At 67.3% G+C, this 12292-nt stretch carries 12 protein-coding genes; 1 reads left to right on the top strand and 11 read right to left on the bottom strand.

What is annotated here, in order from left to right:
• Nucleotides 1-124 precede the first annotated feature (124 nt).
• The 4 genes from AB0M65_RS36560 to AB0M65_RS36545 all read right to left on the bottom strand — a co-directional run bounded on the left by AB0M65_RS36560 (nucleotide 125) and on the right by AB0M65_RS36545 (nucleotide 4983).
• Nucleotides 125-1489, bottom strand: coding sequence for a dicarboxylate/amino acid:cation symporter (locus tag AB0M65_RS36560; RefSeq protein ID WP_364038613.1), 1365 nt, complete (start codon nucleotides 1487-1489; stop codon nucleotides 125-127).
• A gap of 100 nt (nucleotides 1490-1589) precedes the next feature.
• A complete protein-coding gene (locus AB0M65_RS36555; RefSeq protein ID WP_364038610.1) occupies nucleotides 1590-2228 on the bottom strand; it encodes a nucleoside triphosphate pyrophosphatase in 639 nt (212 codons plus the stop codon).
• A 537-nt stretch (nucleotides 2229-2765) separates the two neighbouring features.
• Nucleotides 2766-4376 carry a DHA2 family efflux MFS transporter permease subunit gene (locus tag AB0M65_RS36550; protein ID WP_364038607.1) on the bottom strand — a complete coding sequence of 537 codons (1611 nt, stop codon included), beginning with the start codon at nucleotides 4374-4376 and terminating at the stop codon, nucleotides 2766-2768.
• Nucleotides 4357-4983: a PadR family transcriptional regulator gene (locus tag AB0M65_RS36545; protein ID WP_364038604.1), complete on the bottom strand. Its 627-nt coding sequence runs from the start codon at nucleotides 4981-4983 to the stop codon at nucleotides 4357-4359. Before AB0M65_RS36545 ends, AB0M65_RS36550 begins: the two co-directional genes overlap by 20 nt.
• Nucleotides 4984-5141: 158 nt before the next feature.
• On the opposite strand from AB0M65_RS36545, the gene AB0M65_RS36540 reads away from it, so the two are divergent.
• Nucleotides 5142-6521 (top strand): serine hydrolase domain-containing protein, encoded by a 1380-nt coding sequence (locus AB0M65_RS36540; RefSeq protein WP_364038601.1) that lies wholly within the window; start codon nucleotides 5142-5144, stop codon nucleotides 6519-6521.
• Here AB0M65_RS36540 and AB0M65_RS36535 read toward each other — a convergent pair.
• The 7 genes from AB0M65_RS36535 to AB0M65_RS36505 form a co-directional block, all read right to left on the bottom strand.
• Nucleotides 6518-6838: a hypothetical protein gene (locus AB0M65_RS36535; RefSeq protein ID WP_364038598.1), complete on the bottom strand. Its 321-nt coding sequence runs from the start codon at nucleotides 6836-6838 to the stop codon at nucleotides 6518-6520. The two genes, AB0M65_RS36540 and AB0M65_RS36535, sit on opposite strands and share 4 nt — an antisense overlap.
• A complete protein-coding gene (locus AB0M65_RS36530; protein WP_364038595.1) occupies nucleotides 6835-7041 on the bottom strand; it encodes a DUF397 domain-containing protein in 207 nt (68 codons plus the stop codon). The genes AB0M65_RS36535 and AB0M65_RS36530 overlap by 4 nt, the downstream gene beginning before the upstream one ends.
• A 220-nt stretch (nucleotides 7042-7261) precedes the next feature.
• Nucleotides 7262-8083, bottom strand: coding sequence for a helix-turn-helix transcriptional regulator (locus AB0M65_RS36525; protein ID WP_364038592.1), 822 nt, complete (start codon nucleotides 8081-8083; stop codon nucleotides 7262-7264).
• Between the two features lie 101 nt (nucleotides 8084-8184).
• The gene (locus tag AB0M65_RS36520) at nucleotides 8185-8403 is read right to left on the bottom strand and encodes an acyl-CoA carboxylase subunit epsilon (protein ID WP_364038589.1); all 219 of its coding nucleotides are present in this window, start codon (nucleotides 8401-8403) and stop codon (nucleotides 8185-8187) included.
• Nucleotides 8400-10076 carry an acyl-CoA carboxylase subunit beta gene (locus tag AB0M65_RS36515; protein ID WP_364038586.1) on the bottom strand — a complete coding sequence of 559 codons (1677 nt, stop codon included), beginning with the start codon at nucleotides 10074-10076 and terminating at the stop codon, nucleotides 8400-8402. The genes AB0M65_RS36520 and AB0M65_RS36515 overlap by 4 nt, the downstream gene beginning before the upstream one ends.
• A 69-nt stretch (nucleotides 10077-10145) precedes the next feature.
• Nucleotides 10146-10808 carry a response regulator transcription factor gene (locus tag AB0M65_RS36510; RefSeq protein ID WP_364038583.1) on the bottom strand — a complete coding sequence of 221 codons (663 nt, stop codon included), beginning with the start codon at nucleotides 10806-10808 and terminating at the stop codon, nucleotides 10146-10148.
• Complete coding sequence (locus AB0M65_RS36505; protein ID WP_364038580.1) at nucleotides 10805-11956, bottom strand: sensor histidine kinase; 1152 nt, start codon at nucleotides 11954-11956, stop codon at nucleotides 10805-10807. Before AB0M65_RS36505 ends, AB0M65_RS36510 begins: the two co-directional genes overlap by 4 nt.
• Nucleotides 11957-12292: the final 336 nt, after the last annotated feature.

Here is a 12292-nt window from a genome sequence, read left to right as displayed (position 1 = left end):
GTCCGTCCAGGTGTTGGGGACCACGACCGAACCGGTTCGCCGGTCGTGCCAGCAGGTCTTGCCGTCCGGCGATGTCCGCACCATGCCGGCGCAAGCAAGGGGGCCTTCATGTACTTGCCAAGGACTACTTGGAGCCAGCCGCGACGGGCTCCTTCTCCGACGTAGCCGCTTCGCCGTCGTCAGAGGGCGAAGGGTCTGTCGGCGAGTTGAGCACCTCGTCGTCCAGCAGGCCTTCGCCGCGGGCGACGACGACCGGCACGACGATCTGGCCCGCGACGTTGGTCGCGGTCCGCATCATGTCCATGATCGGGTTCACCGAGTAGATCAGCGCGATGCCGAGCGCCACCTGCTGCGCGTCGAGCCCGATGAACGCGGTGGTCAGGGTCAGCGCGGTCAGCCAGCCGGTGGTGCCGGCGGTGGCCAGCGCGCCGAGCACGGCGACCACGACGATCCCGGCGTACTGCCAGAAGTTCAGCGAAACACCGGACAGGTTCGCGATGAAGATCGCGCCGATCGCCGGGAACACCGCGGCGCAACCGTCCATCTTCGTGGCGCTGCCCAGCGGAGCCACGAAGGCGGCGTACGCGGGCTGGACACCCAGGTTGACGGCCGACTGCCGGGTCAGGGGCAGCGTCGCGGCCGAAGACTGCGAAGCGAACGCGAACTGGATCGCGGTACCCGCCTTGGAGAAGAACTTCAGCGGGCTGACCTTCGCCACGAACTGCAGCAGGATCGGATAGACCACGAAGAGGACCAGCAGGCAGCCGACGTACACCGCGAGAGTGGTGGTGAACAGCGGCCGGAACAGCGCGTCACCGTAGTTCGCCACCGCCGCGCCGATCAGGCCGATGATGCCGATCGGGGCCAGCCGGACGATCCAGCCGAGGTAGCGCTGGATGATCTCAAAGACGCTGGTGGTGAAGTCGACGAACGGCTTGGCCTTGTCGCCGAGGCTGTACGCGGCCGCGCCGATCAGCACGGCGAGGAACAGCACCTGAAGCGTCTCACCCTCAGTGAAGGCGGTGAGGAAGTTCTTCGGGAGGAAGCCGTCGACGAAGGCGCTCCAGGAACCCCAGTGGTCGACGCTCTTCGTGGCCTTGTCGGCGTTCTTCGCGGTCGCCGCGACACCTTCGCCGAGGCCGCCACTGCCCGGGTTGAACAGCTTCGCGACGCCGATGCCGATCAGCGACGCGATGAACGAGGTGATCGCGAACCACAGGACGGTCTTGCCGCCCAGCCGGGCGGCCTTCTTGCCGCCGCCGAGGTTGCGCAGGCTGTTGATGCCGACCACGATCGCCGTGAAGACCAGCGGGATGACCGCGATCTGCAGCAGCGTCGTGAAGATCGTGCCGATCTGGTCGAGCAGCTCGGTCAGCCAGCTCGCTTCGGTGGTCCTGGCGAGGACGCCGAGAAGGGCACCCACGACGAGCGAGCCGAGGACCGCCGCCGCGAAGACCCTTGGCCTGGTGTAGGTCCGAATGAAAGACACGGGGCGACTCCGGTGCGTGAAAGTTTCCTGATTGGCCGTACGTGAAGAACGTTCGGCAGGGCAGGACTCTTCCGGATCACCCGATCGTGTGGGAGCTGTCTCAGGATGCGGGACGATTCCAGAGATCGACGACGCTTACGCCGACCTCGGTCAGCAAACGCCGGGTCAGCGGCAGGCTGATCCCGATGACGCTTGAGAAGTCCCCGTCGATTCCTTCGACGAACCAGCCACCACGCCCGTCCAGTGTGAAGCCGCCCGCCACCTGGAGTGGTTCTCCGGACGCGATGTAGGCCTCGATGTCTTCCTGCGACGGCTTGCCGAAGCGAACAACCGTTCCTTCGGTCCCCGAAGCTTCCTTCGTCTTTTCGCCGTTCACGACGCGGATGATCGCGTGGCCGGTGAGAAGTTCACCGGATTTGCCAGCCATCGACGCCCAGCGCTCGCGTGCCACCTCCGGCGTGATCGGCTTGCCGACCATGTTCCCGCCGATCGACAGCATTGAATCGCAACCCACGATGACCAGGTCCGCGCTTCCGTCGTGGGTCCCGGCGAGGGTTTCGAAAACTGCTTCGGCCTTCGCGGCGGCGAGCGCGCGGACCAGTTCCTCCGGGGCCGGATCGGTCAGGGACGCGGCCACCGCGTCCTCGTCGACGCCGGAGACGACGACGCTCGGTTCGATGCCGGCGGAGCGCAGGACGGCGAGGCGGGCGGGGGACTGGGACGCGAGGACGAAACGCACCTCTGGAAGGTACTCGACGGCTCGTCGTTGCCTAATTGTGACCGGGGACATCCGGACGTGGAGTTTCACGCCTTCTGCAAGTACATGAAGGCCCCCTTCCTGTACCTAGGCGCAAGGAAGGGGGCCTTCATGTACTTCGGGGGCGGCGAGAAGGCGCTGGGTCGCCGCGTTTAGTCCTCTACTTGCGGACGAGGAGGCGCCCGGGGGTGTCCTGAAGGCCCCCTTTGAGACGTTCAACGTCCTCAAGGGGGCCTTTGCGACATGCGTCGCCAGTAGGACGGGGGCAGGAGGGCAGGGGCAGACGGCAGGAGGGCAGGGCAGACGGCAGGAGAGCAGGGCAGACGGCAGGACGGCAGGGCAGCAGGGCGAGGGCAAGGGCAGGAGGCGTGGTGGTCGGTCACCTGCTTGCGGCGCCCCCGCCCAAGCCGCAAGTGGCCGACCAACCGCGGCTCAGGCCGCAAGTAGCCGACCAACCGCGGTCAAACCGCAAGTAGCCGACCAACCGGGTCAGGCCGCGAGTAGCCGACCAACCGCGGGTCAGGCCGAGGCGGCAGCCGGAGCCGAGACCGGAGCGGGAGGCCGAGGCGCCGGACGCCGCATGGTCAGCGCCGCCAGTACACCCAGCAGGAGCACGGCCGCAGGCAGCAGCAGGGTCACCCGTGCCGCATCCGTCAGTCCGTTGTGGACAGACTCCACCGCGAGCCGCTGCGCCTGCTCGGCCAAGCCGGACGGCAGGCCGGGGAACGCGGCCGGTCCGGTAGAGCCGAACTCGCCGGTCGATTCCGCGGCTTGCGCGATGCCTTCCGCGAACGGCGCGCGGTATTGCTCCGGCAGAGAGGCGGCGGCCGACTTTGCCTCGTCGGCGATCGACGTGCTGATCCGGGCCTGCAGCAGCACGCCGACGGCGGCGCTGCCGAGTACGCCGCCGACCTGCCGGGCGGTGTTGAAGATGCCCGAAGCGGTCCCGATGAGCCGCGGCTCAACCGAACTGATCGTCAGGTTGCTCATCGGCGCGAAGATGAAACCGATCCCGGCACCGGCCACCAGCAGCGCCGGGGTGAGTGTCCACGCGTTGGCGTCCGCACGGGCGATCAGTGCGACGAGCCCGATGCCGGTGGCGAGTGCGGCCAGCCCGATGACGAGCAGGACCTTGCCGTTGACCTTGTCCGACGCCCGGCCGACGAACGGGCCGATCATGCCTGCCAGCAACGACATCGGCGCGAACAGCAGGCCGGACATCGTCGGGGATTCGCCGAGGACGGCCTGGATGTAGATTACCAGCGGCAGGAACATGCCGGTCATCGCGAAGCCGACGGTGACCGACGTCAGCGTTCCGGCGGAGAAGTTGCGGTTCGCGAAAACACCCAGCGGCAGAAGGGGTTCGTTGCGGTTGAAGCGTTGCCACAGCACGAAAGCGATCAGCATGGCGATACCGGCGCCAATGATCTCGAAGACGGTGATCGGGCCGAACGCGCGTCCCCAGTCGTAGTGTTGTCCATTTTGGACGCCGTAGACGACGCAGAACAGTCCGGCGCCGGAGAGCAGGATTCCCGGCACGTCGAAGGAATGCGAGTGCTTCGGCTGCCAGTCCGGCACCTTGAGCACTGCCAGTACGAGCGCGACCACGCCGACCGGAAGGTTGACGAAGAAGATCCATTCCCAGCCGAGGTGGTCGACGAGCACGCCGCCGAGCAGTGGCCCGACGATCGCCGCGATACCGGCGACACCACTCCAGAGTCCCATGGCGGGCCCGCGTTTCGCCGGCGGGAAGAGGTGGCTGATGTACGCCAGGGTCTGCGGCGTCATCAGCGCGGCGCCGAGGCCCTGCACCGCGCGGGCGGCGATGAGCATCTCGACCGAGCCGGACAGGCCGCACCACAGCGATGCCAGGGTGAACACCACGAGCCCGGCGAGGTAGACCCGTTTCGGGCCGAACCGGTCGCCGAGACGGCTGGCGAACAGCATCGGCACCGCATAGGTGAGCAGGTAGACGCTGATCACCCAGACGATGGCGTTCAACCCGGCGTCGAGTTCACGCAGCATCGCGGGAATCGCGGTCGAAACGATCGTGGTGTCCAGCAGGATCATGAAGAAACCCAGGCACAGCGCGGAAAGCGCGGCCCAGGGATTAGCTTGTCTCGCGTTCATCGGTAGCTTCCTCGGTGACCAGGTTCAGGTGTGGTTTGCAGTGGTCCTGGAACCGGATGCGGCCGGATTCCAGATCCTCGACGAGTTTTCGGGTCCACTCCAGCTCGAAGGTCCGGCGCGCGGTGGCGTAGGACCAGTCGAGCCAGTAGACCTCCGGGAGTTTGTGCTTGTTGACCAGGTTTTCGAGGATGACCTGATCGGAGGCGACGGAGGCCTGCAGCCGCAGCAAGCGGTGCTTGAGCTGGGTGATCGACATCTCCGGGCCCAGTTCGTCGATGACGGCGAGCGCGCTGAGGTACTCGGGATACTCCTCGGCCGGGGTGCTCAGCATGTCCTGCGCGCGGTCGACGAACTCGTCGCGTCCGGCGTCCGTCATCGCGTACACGGTGCGTTCGGGACGTTTCCCGTCCCGTTGGGTTTCGACGATCTCGACGAAACCGTTCTGCTGTAGGCGATCCACCACGTGGTAGAGCGATCCGGCCTTCACTTTGACGCGGGTGCTGACGTAGCGCTCCTTCATCAGCTGTGCCATCTCGTACGGATGCATGGGCCGCTCGTGGAGGAGTTCCAGCACCGCCATGGCGAGCGGAGTGAGCTTCGCGGCCATCAATGATCCCCTCGGAAGATTCCGTGCCGATTATTCCGCGTGGACTATATGACATGCCTTGACCGGAGTTCAAGTACGTCCCCCAGTTGCGCACGATGCACGCGTATGCGTACAGTGTGCGCATAGCCGGAACAACGTACGCAACGAGGGGAAGACCCATGACGAACACCGTGAACTGGGACGCCGGACGCTGGCAGGCCAAGCTGGACGAGCTCCGTGCCGCTCACCACGTTCCGGGCGCCGTGCTCGCCGTCCTGGCAGGCGGCGAGCTCCACGAACTCGCCAGTGGGGTGCTCCACCGCGGAACCGGCGTCGAGACGACGACCGATTCGGTGTTCCAGCTCGGCTCGGTCGCCAAGATCTACACCGCCACCCTGATCATGCAGCTCGCCGAATCGGGCGAACTGGATCTGGACGTCCCGGTGATCGAGGTGCTGCCGGAGTTCGAGACGATCGACCCGGAAGCGACCATGACGATCACCACCCGCCAGTTGCTCAGTCATACCAGCGGTTTGACCTGCGACTTCACCCTCGACACGGGCCGGGGCGACGACTGCATCGCCCGCTACGTCGAGGCGAGCAAGGGCGTCGCCATGGATTGCCGTCCGGGAACCGCGGTGTCCTACAGCAGCGTCGGCTACCAGGTGCTCGGCCGGATCGCCGAGGTGCTGACCGGGCTGACCTGGGACGAGGCGCTGAAGCAGCGGATCTTCGAACCTCTCGGGCTGAAGCAGTCGATGACCCTGCCCGAAGAGGCGCTGAGCTTCCGGGCGGCGATGAGTCATCTCGGCGAACCCGGGCAGGATCCGGAGCCCGCGGCGGCCTGGGATCTCATGCCGAGGTCGGCCGGGCCGGGCGCCCGGGTCATCGCCTCCGCCGGCGATGTCGTCCGGCTCGCGCGGATGCATCTCGACGGCGGCAGCGCGCCGGACGGGACGCGGGTGCTGGCACCGGAAACCGTCGAGGCGATGCAGCACCGCGAGGTCGACGTCCCCGACAAATGGACGGTCAGCGCGGACGGCTGGGGGCTCGGCTGGACGCTCTACGACTGGGACGGCACCCCCGGCTTCGGTCACGACGGCGCGTCCATCGGGCAGTACGCCTACCTGCGGGTGGTCCCGTCGGCGGGGGTGGCGGTCGCGCTGGTGACCAACGGCGGTGGTGCGCGCCGGCTCTACGCTTCGTTGTTCCGCGAACTGCTCGACGAGTTCGCCGATGTCCGGATTCCCGACGCCTTCGCGCCGCCCGCCGAACCGCCGTCCGTGGACATGGCGCGGTTCGCGGGCGTCTACCGGCGCGAAGGTGTGGTCATCACGGTGGGCGAAGACCTGAAGCTGACGTACGAGTTCGTCGACGGGATGAAGGACTTCTCGCCGACACTGGACATGGACCTGGTTCCCGTCACGGAGACGGTGTTCGCGGCGTCAGGAGCCGGGCCGTCCTTCAGCGACGACTGGATGCCCGTGGTCTTCTCGACGCTCTCGACCGGTACGGACTGTGTGTACATCGGGATGCGCGCGGCCCCCAAGACGCCCTAGTTGAGGCGTCTCGGCCCGATCTCCCGGTCGAGGAAGCGGTGGTACTCGACGGCCGCTATCGAGTTCTCGAGCTGTTCGAAGGTCGGCGCCGGGAGCGCGCCGTTGAAGACGATGGTCAGGCTCTTCCTGGGAATGTTGATGACGAACGGGTCGACGTCGAGTTCTTCGCAGTTCTCGCGCAGCACCGCAGTCCACAGCTCCAGGTCCTCGTCTTCGCCGAGGTGCTCCCAGCGCGCGACGATCCAGTTCCCGTTGATCAGCTGGCCCGCCATCTCCCGCGGATCGTGGACCATATACGGCTCGGCGACGTCGTTCATCGGCCCAAATGATCGATGAGAGCGGCGAAAGACGCGGCAGGGAGCACCAGGATCGGCCGGGTTTCGTCCGGCAGTTCCCCTTGCTTGGTGTCGCGGATGCCGACGAAGCCGGGCAGTCCGCCGACCTCGACGCAGGCGTTCTCTTCCCAGTGCGTGTAAGTCGACTTGTGCCAGTTGGTCATGCGTTCGTGCCAGGTGGCCATCGGAGTGCCTTTCCCGAGTGACTGTTTCGGCAAGTAGACGGGTTGCGCGGAGGCAAAGTTGTCAATTTCGGGTGATTTGCCGCTGCTGGTCGGCGAACGGTCCTGAAAGGCCCCCAAGATCGCGCTTGGCGCAGAAAGGGGGACCTTCACCGACAGCTGCTTTACTCACGATGCACTCTCAGGGTGCATAAGCCCAAGAGTACTTGGTCACTGAAGTGATTTACCCGATCAGCCGCCGGTAGTCGTCCGCGATCCGGGCCAGATGCGCACACGCGACGCCGTCGTAGGTGGCGTAGCGCTCCACTTCGACGAAGTTCTTCTCGTAGTCGGCGACTTCGCGCTCGTCCGTGACGAGCGCCGTCGCCGTCTGCGTGCCGAGGAGTACCGCGCGGGAGTCGTAGATGTCGAAACCGTGGAGAACGGGGACCGAGACCGGTGCCGTCCACGGGATCACGCCCAGCCGCACCCGCCCTCGGCAGGACAGGGCGATCAGGTGGTCGAGCTGCGCCAGCATGGTCACCGCCCCGCCCATGTTCCAGCGCAGGGCGCCTTCGGTCAGCACGAAGTGGAACTCACGGTTCGATTCGAGGATCTGCTGGCGCTCCAGACGTGCCTCGACGGTCTGGTCGCGTTCACCGTCCGGCAGCGAGTCGCCGAACAACGCGGTGATGTAGTCGCGGGTCTGGAGCAGGCCGAGCACGATGGTCGGCTGGAAACTCCGGATCCGGGCCGACGCGGTCTCGATCTTGCCGATGCGCTGCTGCATCCGCCAGGCACCCCGCTGGAGCACGACGCGGGCGGAAGCGGCCTCTTCACGCAGGTCGCGGGTGATCGCGACCAAGGCCCGCCGGACGGACGCGGGCGCGCGGTAGGCACGGCACAGCGCGACGACCTGGTCCTCGGTCGGCATGAAGGCACCGGTTTCGACCCGCGAGACCTTGGATTGGCTGAGGCCGGTCAGTCTCGCCGCTTCGGTACCGGACAAACCGGCGGCTTTGCGCAGACGGCGCAATTCGGTGGAGAGATGGTCCTGGTTCGTCACGCACGGCCTTCTGGGGCGATCACGGTTCGGCGGACCTGGCAAACGCCAGGCCCGCAACGATAGCCCGCGCGAGGCGGATCCGCGCTGTTCGCCGGGCCGGGTCAGCGAGGAAGGGCCGAGGCCCGCCATGCGCCCTCGCCGGGGGCGAGCGGAGCCCGCACCAACGCGGCCTTGTCCGCCCACCACGATTCCCGTTTCGGCGCGGGTTCCGGAGCCCGCGCGACGGCCGCCGCCGCGACGACGGCGGTCAGCGCGGCGAGTTCGGCGTCGCTCGGATTGCCGCGGACGACCCGCAGCAGCGGCGTTTCGGGCGCGCTCACAGCGGGATGTTCCCGTGCTTCTTCGGCGGCATCGACTCGCGTTTGCCCTGGAGCAGGGAGAGTGCCTTCGCGATGTGGCCGCGGGTGTGCGCGGGCACGATCACCGAATCGACGTAACCGCGTTCGGCCGCCGCGTACGGGTTCAGGAGGGTGTCTTCGTACTCCTGGATCAGTTCGGCACGCAGCGCGTCGACGTCCTTGCCGTCGGCGGCGGCCGCGGCGAGTGTCTTGCGGTGCACGATGTTCGCCGCGCCCTGCGCGCCCATGACCGCGACCTGCGCGGTCGGCCACGCCAGGTTGATGTCCGCGCCGAGATGCTTCGACCCCATGACGTCGTACGCGCCGCCGTACGCCTTGCGGGTGATGACGGTGATGAGCGGGACGGTTGCTTCGGCGTAGGCGTAGATCAGCTTCGCGCCACGCCGGATGATGCCGTTCCACTCCTGGTCGGTGCCGGGCAGGAAACCCGGGACGTCGACGAAGGTCAGCACCGGGATGTTGAACGCGTCGCAGGTGCGCACGAACCGCGCGGCCTTCTCGGACGCGTCGATGTCGAGGCAGCCGGCGAACTGGGTCGGCTGGTTCGCCACGATCCCGACACTGCGGCCGTCGACCCGGCCGAAGCCGACCAGGATGTTCGGCGCGAACAGTTCGTGTACTTCGAGGAAGTCGCCGTCGTCGACCACCCGGTTGATGACCTCGTGCATGTCGTACGGCTGGTTCGGCGAGTCCGGGATCAGCGTGTCGAGTTCGCGGTCCGACTCGCTGACGTCGTCAAAGCTGTGTTGATGGGCACTCGCCGGAGACGAGTACCTCGTGCCTGCACCCTTCGGCCCGTCCGTCTCGAACAGCGGCGCTTCGGACAGGTTGTTCGCCGGGAGGAACGAGAGCAGTTCCTTGACGTAGGCGACCGCGTCCTCGTCGTCGGAACCGAGGTAGTGCGCGACACCCGAACGGGTGTTGTGCGTGCGCCCGCCGCCGAGTTCCTCGAAGGAGACCTCTTCGCCGGTCACGGTCTTCACGACGTCGGGGCCGGTGATGAACATGTGGGAGGTCTTGTCGACCATCACCACGAAGTCGGTCAGCGCGGGGGAGTAGACGTGCCCGCCCGCGTTGGCGCCCATGATCAGCGAGATCTGCGGGATGACGCCGGACGCCTTGACGTTGCGGTTGAAGATTTCGCCGTACAGCCCGAGCGAGACGACGCCTTCCTGGATCCGGGCGCCGCCGCCTTCGTTGATGCCGACGATCGGGCGGCCGGTTTTGATCGCCAGGTCCATCACCTTGACGATTTTCTCGCCGTAGACCTCGCCGAGCGAACCGCCGAAGACGGTGACGTCCTGGCTGAACACGCACACCGGACGGCCGTCGACGGTGCCGTAGCCGGTGACGACGCCATCGCCGTAGGGCCGGTTCTTCTCCTGGCCGAAGTTGACCGAGCGGTGCTTCGCCAGCTCGTCGAGTTCGACGAACGAGCCTTCGTCCAGCAGCAGGTCGATCCGCTCGCGAGCGGTCTTCTTGCCCTTGGCGTGCTGTTTCTCCACCGCCCTCGCGGAACCCGCGTGCACCGCCTCGTCATACCGGCGGTACAGGTCGGCCAGCTTGCCGGCCGTGGTGTGGATGTCCGGTTCATCCTCGGGTGGCGTCCCGAGCGGCTCCGTCGCACTGCTCATGAATCCGCAGCCTAGCTACTCGGCGGTCACTTCGCGTGTGGCGTAGGCAACGTCCTGCCTGGACACGTCCTAGAGTGCCGCCCGCACCAGGCCGGATTCGTACGCCGCGATCACCAGCTGCGCCCGGTCCCGTGCCGCGAGTTTGTGCAGGAGATGGCCGATATGCGTCTTGATCGTCGCTAGCCCGAGGTGCAGCGTGCCCGCGATCTCGTCGTTCGACAGCCCGCGTGCGATCAGGCCCAGCACTTCCCGTTCGCGTGCGGTGATGCTGTCGAGTGACGCCGCGACGCGCTGGCCGGGTTCGGGCAGCCGGGCGAATTCGGCGATCAGCCGTCGCGTGATCGACGGCGCGAGCAGTCCTTCGCCCGCCGCGACGACCCGGATCGCGGAGAGCAGTTCGGCGGGCGGGGTGTCCTTCAGCAGGAAGCCACTCGCGCCCGCACGCAGCGCCGAGTAGACGTAGGCGTCGAGGTCGAAGGTCGTCAGCATCAGTACGTGGACGCCTTCGGTGGTGGCCGACGCGCAGATCCGCCGGGTCGCCTCGATCCCGTCCAGCTCCGGCATGCGGACGTCCATCAGCACGACGTCGGGGCGTTCCTTCTCGGCCAGTTCCGCCGCTTCCACGCCGTCGCCCGCCTCGCCGACGACTTCGAGGTCGGGCGCGCTGTCGACGAGTACGCGGAAACTGCCGCGCAGCAACGCCTGGTCGTCGGCGATCAGTACGCGAATCATCGTGTCCCTGCTTCCTTGACGGCGTACGGCAGCCGCGCGTACACCCGGAATCCCCCGGCGGGCAGCGGGCCCGCTTCGAAGTCCCCACCGTAGACGGCGACCCGTTCCCGCATGCCGATCAAGCCATGTCCGCCGATGGTCGCGACAGTGCCTTCGCCGCGTCCGTCGTCGACGATCTCGACGCTGATCTCACCCTGGCCCTCGGTGATGGCGACCCGGCAGGTCGACGGCCCCGCGTGTTTCACGACGTTGGTGACCGCTTCCTGCGTGATGCGGTACACCGAAAGGGCGACACCCTCGGGCAGGTCGTCCAGCTCCTCGCCGGTCAGCTCGACGCGTACCCCGGCCTGTCCGGCGCGTTCGGCGAGCGTGCGCAGCTCGGCGAGTTTCGGTGCGGGGCCGAGTGCCGCTTCCGGCGTGCCATCACCGGAACGGAGGACGCCGAGCATCCGCCGGAGTTCGACGAGCGTCTCGCGGCTGGTGAGTTCGATGACCCGCAACGCTTCACGTGCTTCTTCCGGTTGTTCGCGGGCGACGTGGTTGCCCACCGCCGCCTTCACCGCGATCAGGCTCATGCTGTGGGCGACGACGTCGTGCATTTCGCGCGCGATGCGCAGCCGTTCGTCGGAAACCGCCTGATCGGCCTGTGCCTCGGAGAGCTGGGTGAGGTTCGCCTGCCGTTGGCGCGCCGTCCAGCCCAGCGCCCACGAACCGGCCATCCCGCCACCGGCGAACGCGGTCGAGGCGAGGGTGTTGGGCCCGACGTGCAGAAGCTCCAGGAACACGACGACGACCAGGCCGGCGCCCATCGCGATCAGCGAGCGGGACCGCGGGTAGTCCATCGCCACGGTGTAGAGCGCGGTCGCGGTGGCCAGCGCGGTGGCCGGGCCGAGGCCGCCGCCCGCGAGCGAGGCGGGGACCATCGTGACCAGCGCGAGGCAGAAGGCCGCCACCGGCTGCTGCCGTCGCAGCATGATCGCGGCCGCGCAGGTGGCGATCGCGGCCCAGGCCAGCCAGACCGGGATGGCGACGTTGAACGTCCACGTCCCCGCGGCCAGGTTCCCGCCGACGGCCACCACCAGCACCAGCGCGAGAAGCACGTCGAGAAGGTGCGATACCCGTGAGGGAAGCGCGGCCGGCGGTTTCATACGGCGAACCTAGCCGGGCGCGTGACTTTCGCGCGTCCGTCCGGCGTAGGTCATCCCCAGGGTGGAGGTCGTGGTCATGAGTATTTTGGGTCGTTCTAGCGAAGGGTGTTTTAGGTACCTATGGCGGGTGGGCCGGGTAGCGGCCGGTCCTTGAAGGACTCCTTGAGGGAGCTAGAGTTCCGCAAGGTTCCCCTCGCTCGTCCCGGAAGGCCCATAACGAGCCCCAGCAGCACCACCAGTCACCACGGCGGCGCGTGAAGGACCCCTTCCCTCGGCTCAGCCGCAGAAACTCGACCTTCACACCTTCCCCAGTACATGAAGGCCCCCTTCCTTGCG

Origin of the sequence: Amycolatopsis sp. NPDC051071 (assembly GCF_040682875.1) — a bacterium.
GTDB lineage: Bacteria > Actinomycetota > Actinomycetes > Mycobacteriales > Pseudonocardiaceae > Amycolatopsis.
The sequence above is the reverse complement of the archived record's forward strand: the minus strand, read 5'-3'. Positions and strand labels throughout refer to the sequence as shown.